This window comes from Microcella sp. (assembly GCF_025808395.1).
GTDB lineage: Bacteria > Actinomycetota > Actinomycetes > Actinomycetales > Microbacteriaceae > Microcella.
Genome location: NZ_CP075524.1, coordinates 2,025,744 through 2,040,557 on the forward strand (window position 1 = coordinate 2,025,744; position 14,814 = coordinate 2,040,557).

The 14,814-nt window shown below is 68.1% G+C and carries 19 protein-coding genes; 4 read left to right on the plus strand and 15 right to left on the minus strand.

The window, feature by feature from the left end; genetic code table 11:
* Positions 1-9: 9 nt before the first annotated feature.
* The 9 genes from KIT89_RS09875 to KIT89_RS09915 form a co-directional block, all read right to left on the minus strand.
* Positions 10-285 (minus strand): HU family DNA-binding protein, encoded by a 276-nt coding sequence (locus KIT89_RS09875; RefSeq protein ID WP_297600957.1) that lies wholly within the window; start codon positions 283-285, stop codon positions 10-12.
* Positions 286-473: 188 nt separating this feature from the next.
* The gene (rpsN, locus tag KIT89_RS09880) at positions 474-779 is read right to left on the minus strand and encodes a 30S ribosomal protein S14 (protein ID WP_297600959.1); all 306 of its coding nucleotides are present in this window, start codon (positions 777-779) and stop codon (positions 474-476) included.
* A gap of 3 nt (positions 780-782) precedes the next feature.
* Positions 783-950, minus strand: coding sequence for a 50S ribosomal protein L33 (rpmG, locus tag KIT89_RS09885; protein ID WP_297600962.1), 168 nt, complete (start codon positions 948-950; stop codon positions 783-785).
* Positions 950-1,186, minus strand: a complete 237-nt coding sequence (gene rpmB, locus KIT89_RS09890; RefSeq protein WP_293170614.1) for a 50S ribosomal protein L28 — start codon at positions 1,184-1,186, stop codon at positions 950-952. Before rpmB ends, rpmG begins: the two co-directional genes overlap by 1 nt.
* 149 nt (positions 1,187-1,335) lie before the next feature.
* Positions 1,336-1,740 carry a Fur family transcriptional regulator gene (locus KIT89_RS09895; RefSeq protein ID WP_297600967.1) on the minus strand — a complete coding sequence of 135 codons (405 nt, stop codon included), beginning with the start codon at positions 1,738-1,740 and terminating at the stop codon, positions 1,336-1,338.
* Positions 1,715-2,572: a metal ABC transporter permease gene (locus KIT89_RS09900; protein ID WP_297600969.1), complete on the minus strand. Its 858-nt coding sequence runs from the start codon at positions 2,570-2,572 to the stop codon at positions 1,715-1,717. The genes KIT89_RS09895 and KIT89_RS09900 overlap by 26 nt, the downstream gene beginning before the upstream one ends.
* Positions 2,569-3,495, minus strand: coding sequence for a metal ABC transporter permease (locus KIT89_RS09905; RefSeq protein ID WP_297600972.1), 927 nt, complete (start codon positions 3,493-3,495; stop codon positions 2,569-2,571). Before KIT89_RS09905 ends, KIT89_RS09900 begins: the two co-directional genes overlap by 4 nt.
* A 16-nt stretch (positions 3,496-3,511) precedes the next feature.
* Positions 3,512-4,318: a metal ABC transporter ATP-binding protein gene (locus tag KIT89_RS09910; protein WP_297600977.1), complete on the minus strand. Its 807-nt coding sequence runs from the start codon at positions 4,316-4,318 to the stop codon at positions 3,512-3,514.
* Positions 4,319-4,322: 4 nt separating this feature from the next.
* A complete protein-coding gene (locus KIT89_RS09915) occupies positions 4,323-5,447 on the minus strand; it encodes a metal ABC transporter substrate-binding protein (RefSeq protein WP_297600979.1) in 1,125 nt (374 codons plus the stop codon).
* A gap of 130 nt (positions 5,448-5,577) precedes the next feature.
* On the opposite strand from KIT89_RS09915, the gene KIT89_RS09920 reads away from it, so the two are divergent.
* Positions 5,578-6,021 carry a nitroreductase/quinone reductase family protein gene (locus tag KIT89_RS09920; protein ID WP_297600981.1) on the plus strand — a complete coding sequence of 148 codons (444 nt, stop codon included), beginning with the start codon at positions 5,578-5,580 and terminating at the stop codon, positions 6,019-6,021.
* Here KIT89_RS09920 and KIT89_RS09925 read toward each other — a convergent pair.
* From KIT89_RS09925 to KIT89_RS09940, 4 genes are read right to left on the minus strand one after another with little or no spacing between them, the layout of a single operon-like run.
* Positions 6,018-7,340 carry a dihydrolipoamide acetyltransferase family protein gene (locus KIT89_RS09925; protein WP_297600983.1) on the minus strand — a complete coding sequence of 441 codons (1,323 nt, stop codon included), beginning with the start codon at positions 7,338-7,340 and terminating at the stop codon, positions 6,018-6,020. The two genes, KIT89_RS09920 and KIT89_RS09925, sit on opposite strands and share 4 nt — an antisense overlap.
* A 23-nt stretch (positions 7,341-7,363) precedes the next feature.
* Positions 7,364-8,344 carry a transketolase C-terminal domain-containing protein gene (locus KIT89_RS09930; protein WP_297600985.1) on the minus strand — a complete coding sequence of 327 codons (981 nt, stop codon included), beginning with the start codon at positions 8,342-8,344 and terminating at the stop codon, positions 7,364-7,366.
* Positions 8,344-9,459: a thiamine pyrophosphate-dependent dehydrogenase E1 component subunit alpha gene (locus tag KIT89_RS09935; protein WP_297600986.1), complete on the minus strand. Its 1,116-nt coding sequence runs from the start codon at positions 9,457-9,459 to the stop codon at positions 8,344-8,346. Before KIT89_RS09935 ends, KIT89_RS09930 begins: the two co-directional genes overlap by 1 nt.
* A gap of 35 nt (positions 9,460-9,494) precedes the next feature.
* Positions 9,495-10,556: a histidinol-phosphate transaminase gene (locus KIT89_RS09940; RefSeq protein ID WP_297600988.1), complete on the minus strand. Its 1,062-nt coding sequence runs from the start codon at positions 10,554-10,556 to the stop codon at positions 9,495-9,497.
* A 77-nt stretch (positions 10,557-10,633) separates the two neighbouring features.
* Here KIT89_RS09940 and KIT89_RS09945 point away from each other — a divergent pair, with 77 nt between their 5' ends.
* On the plus strand, positions 10,634-11,038 hold the full coding sequence (locus tag KIT89_RS09945; protein ID WP_297600990.1) for a phage holin family protein: 405 nt from the start codon (positions 10,634-10,636) through the stop codon (positions 11,036-11,038).
* Between the two features lie 15 nt (positions 11,039-11,053).
* On the opposite strand, the gene KIT89_RS09950 is transcribed toward KIT89_RS09945, so the two are convergent.
* Positions 11,054-12,448, minus strand: coding sequence for a hypothetical protein (locus KIT89_RS09950; RefSeq protein ID WP_297600992.1), 1,395 nt, complete (start codon positions 12,446-12,448; stop codon positions 11,054-11,056).
* Complete coding sequence (locus KIT89_RS09955) at positions 12,445-12,750, minus strand: hypothetical protein (protein WP_297600994.1); 306 nt, start codon at positions 12,748-12,750, stop codon at positions 12,445-12,447. Before KIT89_RS09955 ends, KIT89_RS09950 begins: the two co-directional genes overlap by 4 nt.
* Before the next feature lie 145 nt (positions 12,751-12,895).
* Between KIT89_RS09955 and KIT89_RS09960 the strand changes: the two genes are divergently transcribed.
* Positions 12,896-13,420, plus strand: a complete 525-nt coding sequence (locus KIT89_RS09960) for a low molecular weight protein-tyrosine-phosphatase (RefSeq protein ID WP_297600996.1) — start codon at positions 12,896-12,898, stop codon at positions 13,418-13,420.
* A complete protein-coding gene (gene purB / locus KIT89_RS09965; RefSeq protein ID WP_297600998.1) occupies positions 13,417-14,814 on the plus strand; it encodes an adenylosuccinate lyase in 1,398 nt (465 codons plus the stop codon). The genes KIT89_RS09960 and purB overlap by 4 nt, the downstream gene beginning before the upstream one ends.

A 14,814-nucleotide genomic window follows, 5' to 3' on the forward strand; every position in this document is an offset into this window, starting at 1 on the left:
TGCGGAGTCTTACGACTTGGCCGCGGCCTTCAGCTTGCTGCCGGCGCTGACCTTGACACCCTTCGAGGCGGCGATCTGAATCGTCTCGCCCGTCTGGGGGTTGCGGCCCTGGCGCGCCTGGCGCTGGGTCTGCTCGAACGAGATCCAGCCCGGAATCGCGACCTTGGTGCCCGAGGCGACAGCGCCCGACACGACCGAGAAGAGAGCGTCGATCGCGCTGTTGACCTGCACCTGGGTCAGGCCCGATTCGGCCGCAATGGCGGCGACAAGATCAGAACGGTTCATGGTGTCCTCCTCGGACCTCAGCGTTTGGTGGAGATGATCCGCCGCCAAGGTCTGGCCGCGAACCGCCTTGACGGTACCAGCAGTTGCGTGTGTTTACGGGGAATTCACTGCGGTGCGCCGTAACTCGCCGGCGAGCACGAAAAAGGGGCGCCCCCGTGGGAGCGCCCCTTCATGATGCTGCGTTCTGGCTACCAGCTCGACTTCGTGATGCCGGGCAGCTCACCGCGGTGAGCCATGTCACGGAACCGCACACGCGAGATGCCGTACTTGGTCAGCACACCACGGGGGCGGCCGTCGACGGCGTCGCGCGAGCGCACGCGCACGGGCGAGGCGTTGCGGGGCAGCTTCTGCAGACCCTTGCGGGCGGCTTCGCGTGACTCGTCGGTGCCGTTCGGGTCGACGAGGGCCTTCTTCAGTTCGGCGCGCTTCGCGGCGTAGCGCTCGACGATCACCTTGCGCTGCTCGTTGCGCGCAATCTTGCTCTTCTTCGCCATGACTTAGCGCTCCTCGCGGAATTCGACGTGCTTGCGGATGACCGGGTCGTACTTCTTGAGCACGAGACGGTCGGGGTCGTTGCGGCGGTTCTTGCGGGTCACGTAGGTGTACCCGGTGCCGGCGGTCGACCGCATCTTGATGATCGGGCGTACGTCTTGCTGCTTTGCCATTAGATCTTCACCCCACGAGCGAGCAGGTCTTTCACGACTGATTCGATGCCACGAGCGTCAATGGTCTTGATGCCCTTGGCCGACAAGGTCAACGTGACGTTGCGGCGAAGCGACGGCACGAAGTACGTCTTCTTCTGGATATTCGGGTCGAACCGACGCTTCGTGCGGCGGTGCGAGTGCGAGATGTTGTGGCCAAAGCCGGGAACGGCTCCGGTCACCTGGCAGACGGCTGCCATGGTTCCTCCAATAACTGGCTACCGTACGGCGAGCGCCGTACCCAAGGTCACTTGTCGGCACGCGAACACCCGTGGTTCTGCTCGATGCTGCTGAGCAGACGAGTGCGCGTACAAGAAGAGCGGATGGCCGCTCGACACAAACGCCTAGCTTACGCTCTCGGGGTGCCCGACTGCAATCTCGCGCACGCCTCGCACAGACCGAAGACGTCGACGACGTGCTCCGCCTCGGTGAACCCGTGCTCGGCAGCCACCTGTCGCGCCCAGGTCTCGACGGCGTTCGCCTCGATCTCGACGGTGAGGCCGCACGATCTGCAGATGAGATGGTGATGGTGGGTGCCGGGAGTGCACGCGCGGTAGAGGGCCTCGCCCTCCTGCTGCAACGAGTCTGCCTCGCCCTCTTCGGCGAGGTCGGCGAGCGCCCGGTAGACGGTCGCGAGCCCGATGCTCGACCCGCCATCGCGCAGGGAGGCGTGCAGTGCCTGCGCGCTCACGAAGTGCTCGCGCTGCGCGAGCGCCGTGCGCACAGCTTCACGCTGCCAGGTGTTCCGCTTCATCTCTTCTCCAGCGTACGCCGCTCAGCCGTCGAGCGAGCACGGCAAGACCCACCAACGCGGCGACCACCAGCGTGATCGCGCCCCCCGCGCTGACCGAGAGTTCACGCGACAGCACCACGCCGATGACCCCTGCCAGCGCCCCGATCACCGGCGCGAGTGCGAACACGGCGGTGGTCGACGTCACGAGCAGTCGCGCGGCGGCGGCAGGGCCGACGACGAGCGCGATGGCGAGGATGGCGCCGATCGCCGGCATGATCGCCACGACCGTCGCGGCGATGAGCGTCACCGTGAGAGCTTCGGCGACCCACGCACGATACCCCGCGGCCCGATACCCGAGATCGTCGACCGTGGCGAAGATGATGTGCCGACCCCGCAGGGCGAGCACGATCGCTGCGAGTGCCAGCACGATCGCCGTCAGAGCGATGTCGCTCCAGCCGACGGTGAGGATCGAGCCGACCAGAAAGCTCTCGACCGAGATCGGCAGCGAGGGATTCGCCGCCTGCAGAATCGCACCGAGGGCGAAGCCGAAGGTGAGCACGACCCCCGCCGCCACTTGCCCGCCCTGGCCGCGCGATCTGGCGATGATGGTCATGAGTGCGACAAGCAGCACCGAGAACACGGCAGAGCCCAGCACCACGCTGAAGCCGAGCACGGCGGCGACCATCGCGCCGGGAAAGGTCGCGTGGGTGAGCGCTGTCGTGAAGAAGGCACGCTTGCGCAGCACCACGAGAGTGCCGACGAGCCCGGCGAGGGCGCCCGCGAGTACCGCCTCGATGAGCGCGCGCTCGAAGAATCCGATGTCGCTGGTCAGTTGCTCGAGCACGGCGGTCATGCACCGACCTCGGTACGGCGAATGACAGCATCTCGCGTCTCAGACTCGCGTCTCACGGCGTCGCGACGCCGGTGCGCTGAGCGAGGTCGCAGCGCTCGCACCGCGAGCACGATCAGGTAGAGCAGAACGAGCGTGGCGATGACCGAGGCGCCGCCCGGCAACGCGACCGCCCAGTCGACCGAGGCTCGATAGGCGAGCCACAGCCCCGCCCAGCTCGCGACGAGCCCCGTCGCGATGGCGATCGGCACGAGCAGCAGCAGCCGGTCGGTGACCAGTCGCGCGAGCGCGCCGGGAACGATGAGCAGCCCGAGCGCGAGGAGGTTGCCGACCGCAGCGGTCGCGGCGACGATGAGCATGGCGACCGCGACGGCGAGCACCAGGTCAGAGGTGAGCACCCGGTGGCCCGCGGCGAGCGCCGCCCTCTCGTCGTGGGCTCGGAAGACCTGGGTGCGAGCGACGGCGAGCATCGCGGCCAGCGCGATGCCTGAGACGATCGCGGTCACGATGACGTCAGTCTCAGTAACCGTCAGCAGACGCCCGAAGAGCAGCTCGATGAGCTGCCCGACATAGTTCGACTGCCGCGACACGATGATCACTCCGATGGCGAACATCACCGTCAGCACGAGGGCGATCGCCGAGTCGTTGCCGAGTGCGCGCCGCCCGATGAGCGTCAGGGCGACCGCGCCCAGCGCGGCGGCGACCATGCCCCCGACGAGCAGTCCGTCGCGACCCGCGATGGCGAACCCCACCACGATGCCCGGAAAGACGGCGTGCACGAGCCCGTCGCCGACGAACTGCAACGACCGCAGCGTCACGAGAACGCTCGCGACCCCGACGGCCACCGCGAGCAGCCCCATGACGAGCATCGGTCGCGCGATGAACGGCAGCGCGAACGGCCCGAAGAGCCAGTCGAGAATGCTCATGGATGCCCGCCCGCCGTCAGGCGTGGCCCTCGTGCGGCGGCACGACGACGGTGTGCTCGTCGAGCTCGACCTGATGGCCCGCGAAGACGCGCTCGAGGTTCTCGAGCGTGAGCACGTCGTCGGTGGGCCCCGCCGCGACCTGTTCGCCGTTGATGAGCAGCACAGAGTCGCAGACCGCCTGCGCGAGTTCGAGGTCGTGCGTCGAGATCACGAACGCGACCCCCGCCGACTTCAGCTCACGCACGATGTCGAGCAGGGCATCACGATTCGTCTGGTCGAGGCCGTTGAACGGCTCGTCGAGCACCATGAGCCGCGGGTCGGCCACGAGAGCGCGCGCGAGCAGGCCGCGCTGCTGCTGGCCGCCAGAGAGCATCCCGAATCGTCGCCGACGCAGAGAGTCGAGTCCCACTCGCTGCAGCGCGCGCCGCACGGCGAGGCGGTCGTCACGGCCGGGCCAGCGCCAGCGAAGGCGACGGTATCGCCCCATTGCCACGACTTGCTCGAGCGTGACCGGAAACTGCGGGTCGAGGGCCAGAGACTGCGGCACGAAGCCGATCGAGCCGCGAGCAGCCGCCGGAGTGGTGCCGAGCACCGAGAGCGAGCCCGCGTGCAGGGTGGTGAGCCCCAGAAGCCCCAGGATGATGGTCGATTTGCCGGCGCCATTGGGGCCGATGAGCGCGAGCGCCTCGCCCGGCGCCACCGTGGCGGTCACGCCGGTGGCGACGGGCGCGTCTGAGCCGTAGCGGAACGCGGCGTCGGCGGCGGCCACGGCGACACCCGGATCGACGAGCGAGCCGGGCGTCGAGACTGCGGTGTCGGGCATTCCCCTATTGTGACAACTCGGCGGGCACCGGGGTGACCGAACCGCCCCAGGCCTGCACGAGCACGGTCACGTTGTGGATCATGCTGCCGATGTAGGTCTCGCCCGTGCTGCCCACTGGGCCGAGCGAGTCGCCGTAGAGTCCGTCAGAACCGCTGAACACGTCGACGCGCGCCTCGGCGGCGATCGTCTCGGCCGCGGCCGGCGAGAGCGTCGTCTCAGAGAAGACGGCCGTTGCGCCGCTCGAGCGGATGGCCGAGACGAGCGCGTCGATATCGGCCGCGCTGACCTCGGCGTTGTCGTCGAAGCTCGGAATCACCGCGCCGACATACGTGACGTCGTATGCGTCGACGAAGTAGCCGAATGCCTCGTGATTGGTGACGAGCAGGCGCTCGCTCGGGTCGATCTGCTCGATGTTCTCGATGATCCAGGCGTCGAGCGCTTCGAGTTGGGCGATGTAGGCCTGGGCGTTGGCGTCGAACGCCTCGGCGCTCTCGGCGTCGACATCGGCAAGACCGGCAGCGATGGCCTCGACCATGGCGATCGCGTTGCCGACGCTCGTCCAGATGTGCGGGTCGTCGCCCTCGTGAGCGTGGTCGTGCTCGTCGGAGTGGTCGTCGTCATCGTGCGCGTGGTCGTCAGCGTGGTCGTCGTGCGCATGGTCGTCGTGGCTGTGGTCGTCGTGCGCATGGTCGTCGTGGCTGTGGTCGTCGTGCGCATGGTCGTCAGCGTGGTCGTCGTCGTCGTGCGCGTGGTCGTCGTCGAACTCTCTCAGAGCGACGCCAGAGCTCGCGTCGATCGTCGTGCCCGAGAACCCCGATGCCTCGACGGCGTTCTCGAGCCACTCTTCGAGCCCGGCGCCGTTGATGACGAGCACGTCGGCGGTGGCGAGGGCGGCGAGGTCGGCCGCGGTCGGGTCGAAGCTGTGCGAGCTCTGGTTGGGCTGAATGAGCGAGGTGACCTGGGCGGCGTCGCCGGCGATCTGCTGCGTGAAGTCGGCGACCTGCGTGGTCGTGGCGACGATCGAGAGTCCCTCGGCGGCGGGCGCTTCTGGCGATGCGCACCCGGTGAGGGCGAGGGCGAGGGCCGAACCGGCGACGAGCGCGGCGGCGGCAGGAATGCGGTGAGTCATGACGAGCACTCTCTCGGTCGAGGATCACAGGGCAGTGCGGCCGCGGGCGACCTGACCTCGAGAGTATGTCCTATTGATAATGGTTGTCAAAACCATCTTCACGTCCAGACTCGTCCCGTACCGTGGCAACGTGTCGAACCGATGGCTGATGCTCAGCCTGACCCAGCTGCATCGCGCACTTCTGCGTCTCACTCGAGGTCGCGTGGGCTCTCGACTCGGCAGCATGCCCGTCATCGAGCTCATCACCCGCGGGCGCCGCACTGGCGAGAGCCGAAGCGCTCTGCTCACTGTCGCCGTTCGCGATGGCGACCGTCTCGTCATCGTGGCCTCGCGTGGCGGAGACGATGCGCATCCTGCCTGGTTTCTCAACCTCGAGGCCGACCCGCGCGTGCAGGTCGGTGAACCAGGCCGCCCCGCCCGCCCCATGCGCGCCCGAATCGCCGACGTGCACGAACGCGAGCGCCTGTGGCCCCTCGTTGTCGCCGCCTACCGCGGCTACGCCGGCTATCAGCGGCGCACCGACCGCGTCATCCCGCTCGTGCTGCTCGAGCCCGAGCCGCACGACGTCAGTTAGTCGAGCAGCAGAGCGGGCTCTTCGATGACGCTCGCGACATCGGCGACGAAGCGGCTGACGACATCGCCATCGACGACGCGATGATCGAAGCTGCCGCCGATCGTGGTCACGAAGCGCGGCCGAACCTCGCCGTCGACGACCCACGGCTTCTGCTTGATCGTGCCGAGCGCCACGATCGCCACTTCACCGGGGTTCAAGATCGGCGTGCCCGTATCCATGCCGAAGACGCCGATGTTCGTGACGGTGATCGTGCCGTCTGCCATGTCGGCGGGCTGCAGCTTGCCCTCGCGCGCGGTGTTCGTCATGTGCTCGATCGCCTGCGCGAGCTCGCGCAGGCTGAGGTCTTGCGCATTCTTGATGTTCGGCACCACGAGCCCCCGCGGGGTCGCCGCTGCGAAGCCGAAGTTCACGAAGTGATGCACGATGATCTCGGTGTCGGTCCACGTCGAGTTGACCGTGGGGTTGCGGCGAATCGCCCAGATCATCGCCTTCGCCATGATGAGCATGGGCGAGACCTTGATGCCTGCGAAGTCGGGGCTCGCCTTGAGCCGCTTGATGAACTCCATCGTGCGCGTGGCGTCGACGTCGACGAACACGCCCACGTGCGGGGCTGTGAAGGCACTCTTGACCATTCCCGCCGCGATCGCCTTGCGCACCCCCTTCACGGGAATGCGGTCTTCGCGTTCGTTCGGCCACTCGGGAGTCTGGATATTGCGGAAGACGCTCGCCTGCTGGGCGTGCCTGATGACGTCGTCGCGCGTGATCTCTCCCGCCAGCCCCGTCGGAGTGACAGCCGCGAGGTCGACGTCGAGGTCTTTCGCGAGCTTGCGGATCGGGGGCTTCGCGATGATCGGAGCCGCCTCGGCCGCAGGGATCGAGCTCGGCTTCGGCGCCGCGGGAGCCGCCGCGGGGGCCGCAGGGGCGGCGGCGCGCGTGCGGCGCGAAGCGACATGGCCCTTCGCGCCGTAGCCGACCAGCACGGCTCCGGGCTTCTCTGTCTCGTGCGCGATGCTCGATGCCGTGTCGGTCACGGCCTCCGTCGTCGACTCGGTGACAGGCTCCGGTTCGGAGGTCGACGAATCGCCCCGCACCGAGATGATCGGAGTGCCGACCTCGACCGTCTGGCCCTCGTCGACGAGCAGCGCGTCGACGGTTCCCGCGAAAGGAGACGGCAGCTCGACGAGCGACTTCGCCGTCTCGATCTCGACGATCACCTGATTGATCGTGATGGTGTCGCCCGGCTTGACGCGCCACGACACGATCTCGGCTTCGGTCAGGCCTTCTCCCACATCGGGAAGCGGAAACTCTGAGACGCTCACGGTGTCCTCCAGTCTGACCAGGGTCAGTATGCCAGCGCGCGGTCGACGGCGTGCAGAATGCGATCGACGTCGGGCAGATAGGCTCCCTCGAGCTTCGCGGGCGGAAACGGCGTGTCGTATCCGCTCACCCGCAGAACCGGAGCCTCGAGCGAGTAGAACGCCTTCTCGGTGATCGTCGCGGCGATCTCTGATCCGATGCTGACCGAGCCGGGCGCCTCTTGCGCCACGACCAGCCTGCCGGTGCGCAGCACCGACTCGAGCAGGGGCGCATAGTCGATCGGCGAGAGCGACCGAAGGTCGACGACCTCGAGGCTCGTGCCCTCTTCGGCGGCGAGCTCGGCCGCATCGAGCAGCATGCTCACCATGGCGCCGTGCCCGACGACCGTGACATCGGTGCCGGGGCGAACGATGCGCGATTCGTGCATCGAGGCCCCCGCTGACGACAGGTCGACCTCGCCCTTGGGCCAGTACCGGCTCTTGGGCTCGAAGAACAGCACGGGATCAGTCGAGGTGATCGCCTGCTGAATCATCCAGTAGGCGTCGTGCGGCGTGGCCGGGCTCACGAGCCGCAGGCCTCCCGTGTGGGCGAAGTACGCCTCCGGGCTCTCCTGATGATGCTCGACAGCGCCGATGTGGCCGCCGTACGGAACCCGGATGACCACCGGCAGCTGCAGCGCACCCTCGTGCCGCGCCGTCAGCTTGGCGAGCTGAGTCGTGATCTGATCGAAGCCAGGAAAGATGAACCCGTCGAACTGGATCTCGACGACCGGCCGATAGCCGCGCATCGCGAGGCCGATCGCCGTGCCGATGATGCCCGACTCGGCGAGCGGGGTGTCGAGCACCCGGTGGGCGCCGAACTGCCGCTGCAAGCCCTCGGTCACGCGGAAGACTCCGCCCAGCGGGCCGATGTCTTCTCCCAGCAGCAGCACCTTCTCGTCAGCGGCGAGAGCCGCCGCTAGCCCCAGGTTGAGGGCTTTCGCCATCGTGAGCGTCTCGCTCGACATCAGGCACCACCCTCGAACGAGGCCTCGAAGTCGGCGAACTGCTGGCGCTGAGCATCCATCACCGCGTGCGGTTCGCTGTAGACGTGCGCGAACATCGACTCTGCCGGCGGCGGCTCGAGCGCCAGCGTGCGGGCTCGCGCCTCAGAGGCGAACTGCTCTGCCTCGTCGTGCACCTCGGTGAAGAACGCGTCGGTCTCGCCGAGGCCGCGCAAGTAGGTCTCGAACCGCGCGATCGGGTCGCGCTCTTGCCAGTAGTGCAGCTCGTCGTCATCGCGGTACTTGCTCGGGTCGTCGCTCGTCGTGTGCGCGCCGATGCGATAGGTGAGCGCTTCGATGAACTGCGGGCCGTCACCGCCGCGCGCGGCGTCGAGGCTCGCCGCCGTCGCCGCGTAGCTCATGAGCACGTCGTTGCCGTCGATCTGCACACTCGGAATGCCGAACCCGCGGGGCCGGTGGAACAACGGCGTGCGCGACTGCACGTGCACGGGCACCGAGATGGCCCAGTGGTTGTTCTGCAAGAAGAACACCTGCGGGGTCTGATAGCTCTGCGCGAAGACGAAGGCCTCGTTGACATCGCCCTGACTCGTGGCGCCGTCGCCGAAGTAGACCATGACGGCCGTATCGCGCTCGGGGTCGCCCGTGCCGACGTCTCCGTCGAAGCGCACCCCCATCGCGTAGCCCGTGGCGTGCAAGGCCTGTGAGCCGATGACGAGCGTGTAGAGGTGAAAGTTGCCGGTCTCTGCCGGGTTCCAGCCGCCGTGCGTCAGCCCGCGCAGCATCTTGATGATCTGCACGACGTCGAGGCCGCGGATGTGGCCCACCGCGTGCTCGCGATATGCCGGAAAGATGTGGTCTTGCGGCTTCGCCGCGAAGCCGGAGCCGACCTGCGCCGCCTCCTGCCCGATGCTCGGAATCCACAGCGCGAGCTGGCCCTGACGCTGCAGGTTTCCGGCCTCGACGTCGAAGCGGCGGATCACCGTCATCGTGCGGTAGAACTCACGCAGCTGCTGCTCGGTGAGCGCGTCGACGTAGGGCAGGTAGGCCTCGGTCGCCTCGCTCGAGACCCGGGTGCCGTCGGGCGCGAGCAACTGCAGGGTCTCGGGCGTGTACGACATGGATTCCACTCTAGGGCCGACCATATGCCGACCCGTCAGAGGGTTCGAACAACCTCGCCCGCGACGCGCACAAGAGTTGCCACAGACTGCGCCTCGCCGATCGACACGCGGATGCCGTCGGGCGCGAGGGCGCGCACGATCAACCCGGCGTCGGCGAACGCGGCCGCGGCCGCCGCGGTGGCCGCGGCTGTCGGCAACCACACGAAGTTGCCGTGCGACACGGGCACCTGCCAGCCCTGCTCGAGCAGTGCCGCACGCACGTCATCGCGTCGCGCAGCGATGCTCGCGACCTCGACGAGCAGCTCGTCCTCGTGATCGAGTGCGGCGAGCACGGCCCGCTGCGATGCCTCGGTCACCGAGAGCGGAATCGCGGTTCTGCGGGCGGCCTGAACGATCGAGGGATGCGCGATGGCGTAGCCGACACGCAGCCCGGCGAGCCCGTACGCCTTCGAGAAGGTGCGCAGCACGACGAGGTTCGGGTATCGCCCGACGAGCGTCGCACCATCGACGGCGGACTCGTCGCAGACGAACTCGGCGTAGGCCTCGTCGAGAATGACCATGAGATCGGTGGGCACTGCCGACATGAAGTCGGCGAACTGCTGCGCCGTGACGATCGTGCCCGTCGGGTTGTTGGGCGTGCAGACGATCACCGCGCGAGTGCGGTCGTTGACGGCAACGGCCATGGCGGCGAGGTCGTGCTGAGCGTCAGGTGTCAGAGGCACGCGCACCCCGGTCGCCCCCGCCACGGTGATGAGGCCCGGGTAGGCCTCGAAGCTTCGCCAGGCGTGCACGACCTCGTCGCCCACCGTTGCGGCGGCGCTGATCAGCTGCGCGAGAATTGCGACGGATCCGGCACCCACGATGATCTCGTCCGCTGACACGCCGTGGCGGGCGGCCAGTCGCTCGCGCACGACCAGCGCCGAGGCATCCGGATACCGATTGATGTCGAGATCTCGAATGGCGGCGAGGATCGCCGGATGCGGCGGCGCGGGGTTCTCATTGCTCGACAGCTTGAAGGCCTCGGGCGACGCGGGCTTGCCCTGCGCATAGGCGGGCAGGGCCACGATCTCGGGTCGCAGGCGCACGGGGGCGGTCACCGTGACAGCCTACGGCGAGCCGATCGACGCGCGTTCGACGTTTGCGGCCACGGCGTCGGTCTGGGCATAGTTGACCCATGGCCCGCTTCGTGATCCGCCTCATCATCAACACCATCGCCCTCTGGCTGACGACCCTCATCGTGGCAGGCGTCTCGGTGATCTCGTACGGCGCAGAAGGCGACACCGTCGCTCTCGTGCTCACCTACCTGCTGGTCGGGCTCATCTTCGGCCTCGTCAACGGCATCATCGGCAACCTCATCCGCATCGTGGCGTTCCCGCTCTACATCTTGACGCTCGGCCTCATCGCCCTCGTCGTCAACGGGCTGCTGCTGCTGCTCGTGGCCTGGATCTCGAGCCTCATCGGGTTCGGACTCGAGGTCGACGGATTCTGGTGGGGTGTGCTCGGCGCGATCGTGCTCGGCCTGCTGAGCTGGCTCATCGGGGTGCTGCTGCGGCCACTCGTAGGGCGCAAGCGCACCTGATCGACGACCACTCGGTCACCCTGAGTTCGCGGGCACCCGCACCGCGGTGAACGCCATGCGCTCGCCCGTCGACGTGATCTGCGGCAGCGCGTCGATGGCAGACCGGAGCGCGTCGTGATCGTGCGCGTCTGCGGCCGCCGCGGTCGCCCGATACCGCTCGATCTCGTGGGCGGGCAGCGCCGAATCTCCTGCGGGGCCGCTCGAGAACGCATCACCCCGCACGATGACGGCAGCGGTCTCTCGACGAATTCCTGAGAGCACGGGCACGAGGTCTTCTCGGTGCTCGATGACGATCGCCGGGTAGCTGCCCGTCGCCGGCATGCCGCCCGTGGGAGCCCCCACCGTCACGAGCCCTGCCGTCGACCACTCGCCTGATTCGGCCAGAGCGGTCGCGATCGCTCCGCCCTGCGAGTAGCCCGTGAAGACGACCGAGCTCGAACTCTCGATACCGGCCGCCCTCATCGCCGCGTGCACCGCCTGCAGCGAGCTCGCCCGCTGCTCGGCGACCAGCGCGATGTTGCTCAGCATGTCCCACGGCCGATCTCCACCGAGGGCAGCCTTCGAGTCGGTGCCCGCGATGTACACCTCGTAGTGCCAGCCGCCTGCAGGATTCGGAAAGCGCTCGATCACGATCGGCGTGGTCGCATCGGGAATGCGCGCGACTCGATCGGCGAGCGACGTGGGCGGAGCTGCCGGGTCGAACCCTTCACCGCGGCGTCGATCGGCTCCGACCATCGTGACCCGCACCGGATCGACACCGGTCGACCCTGCCAGTGCCGCGAGGCCGAGCACGACGAGCGCCGCCGAGTCGACGCGCACGACTCCGAGTCCGCTCTCGCCGAGGGCAGCGACGAGCGACGGGGGCACCCCGAGGGCACCGAGCGTCGCATCGTCGACCATCGAGAGCGCAATGCGGATCGAGTCGACGAGCGACTGATCGCTCACGGCAGGCAGTGCGTGCTCGAGGGTCGTCGACGCGCCCTCGACGACCCGTTCGCGCATCGACTCCGGCAGCAGCGCCCACACGGCCGCGGTCGCGACCGCGGCGTTCACGAGAGCGGGCAGCAGCACGACTCCGAGTCGCGCGGCCAAGAATCCTGCGGCGGCGGCGAGTTGTGCGATGACTGCCTCGACCGCTCTCGCAGCAGTGCGCTCGACCTCGGTGTACAGGCTCACCGCGGTTCGCAGGGCATTCGTGAGCTCATCGAATCGATCGCGCGCTCGGCGAATGCCCCGCTCGATGTCGGCGAGATCTGCAGAGCGCCCGACGGCGTCATCGGTGCGCAGTCGAGGCAGCCTCGCCGAAATCTCGCTGCACTCGCTCGAGGCGAACTGCAGGCGCGCCGCAAGGCGGCTCAAGTGCTCAGTGGCCACCTCGGAACGGGTGCCGACCGTGATCGCCGACGTCACGGCGCGGCCAACAGTGCCGACTCGCGCTCGAGCACGGCGGCCGCACCCTCGAACTGCATCGACACGCTGTGCAGTCGCTCGGCCTCGCGGATGACCTCGGCCTGCAGCTCGTGCAGGCCTGAGCTGAAGAGGTCGCTGGCAATGCCGCGCCAGCCCTCGACATCACCGGCCCCCGGCAGCCCTCGCGCCATCGCGTCGAGCCGTGCGCCGAGCTCTTCGGCGACGCGCGCCTGGCGCCGCAGTTCGGCGACCCGGTGCGAGGCCGGGCCGCCGGTAGAGCATCCCCCACCTGATTCGTTCACGCCGCCCTCCTTCATCGCCGCACCGCCAGCGGAGCCGATCATGCCCGCGCCGGGCGTGCCGAGCGCTGTCGCCCGGCGACATCCCGGCACGAGGTCGCGCGAACCGCCGAGTGTGGAGGAGAGCCGACTGCGACACAATGGAGCCATGAGCTTCGACCGGGTACTCGCCACACCCGGGGTCTTTCGCATCTGCTTCGTCTGCACCGGCAACATCTGCCGGTCGCCCATGGCCGAAGCGGTGTTCCGCGAGATGATCAGAGCTCGCGGCTGGCAAAAGCACGTCGCGGTGCACTCGGCCGGCACCGGAGAGTGGCACGTCGGCGAGCGCAGCGACCCGCGCACCGTGGCGTCGCTCAAGACGCGCGGATACAACGGCGCCGGCCACCGAGCCCGCCAGTTCGACGTTGACTGGTTCGCCGAGCTCGACCTCATCATCGCCTTCGATCGCAGCCACGAGCGCATACTCAAGACCTGGGCGCCCGACGACGAGGCCCGCTCGAAGGTGCACCTGCTGATGTCGTTCGACCCCGAGAACGGCGGAGTGATCGACGTGCCCGACCCCTACTACTCTGACACCGCGATGTTCGACTCGGTGCTCGGCATGATCGAACGAGCGTGCGAGGCGCTGTTCAGACAACTCGAACCAGGAATCCGACAGGGAGTCTCATGAGTCCGCTCAGCACGCAACCGCTCAGTCCGCTCGACGGGCGGTACCAGCAGCAGGTCTCAGCGCTCGGCGAGCACTTGAGCGAAGCGGGGCTCAACCGCGCCCGCATTCAGGTCGAGGTGGAGTGGATCATTCACCTCACTGACCGCGAGATGTTCGGGGCACGCCGTCTCGCGCCCGAAGAGCAGCGGCAGCTTCGCCAGCTCGTCACCGAGTTCGACGACGACGACATCGCCGACCTCGCTCGGCGCGAAGCGGTCACCCGGCACGATGTGAAGGCCGTCGAGTACGTCGTGCGCGATCGACTCACCGCCCTCGGGCTCACCGAGATCGCCGAACTGACGCACTTCGCCTGCACGAGCGAAGACATCAACAATCTCGCATACGCCATCACCATTCGCGCTGCCGTGCGCGACGTCTGGCTGCCCAAGGTGCACTCGGTCGTCGAGGCCCTGCGGCAGCAGGCGCTCGCGCTGCGCGACGTGCCGATGCTCGCCCACACGCACGGTCAACCCGCGACCCCGACCACGATGGGCAAAGAGCTCGCCGTCGTCGTGCACCGCCTCGAACTGCTGCTCGCGACGGTCGACGAGGTCGAGTACCGGGGCAAGTTCTCGGGCGCGACCGGCACCTTCTCGGCGCACCTCGCCGCCGACCCCGACCACGACTGGATCAGCGCATCCCGCGACTTCGTCACGGGGCTCGGGCTCACCTGGAACCCGCTCACGACGCAGATCGAGTCGCACGACTGGCAGGCGCAGCTATACCAGCGCATCAGCCACGTCGGTCGAGTGCTGCACAACCTCTGCACCGACGTGTGGAGCTACATCTCGATGGGCTACTTCCGGCAGATTCCGCAAGAGGGGGCGACGGGCTCGTCGACCATGCCCCACAAGATCAACCCCATCCGCTTCGAGAACGCCGAGGCGAACCTCGAGCTCGCGAGCGCCCTGCTCGACTCGCTCGCCGCGACCCTCGTCACCTCGCGGCTGCAGCGCGACCTCACCGACTCGACGACGCAGCGCAACATCGGCGTGGCTCTCGGGCACTCCTTGCTCGCGCTCGACAACATCGAGAAGGGCCTGGGCGAGATCGCGATCGACGAGGCAGCGCTCGGGCGCGACCTCGACGCCAACTGGGAGGTGCTGGGCGAGGCCATCCAGACGGTCATCCGTGCCGAGGTGACCGCGGGCCGCAGCTCGATCGCCGATCCATACGCGATGCTGAAAGAGCTCACGCGCGGGAACCGGGTGGGTGCCGACGAGTTGCGCGAGTTCATCGACGGCCTCGACATCTCGCCCGAAGCCAAGGCTCGGCTTCGTGAGCTGACGCCGTCGACCTACACGGGCGCGGCGTCGCAGCTCGTCGACTTCATCGACACGACTGGCTCAGAGTAG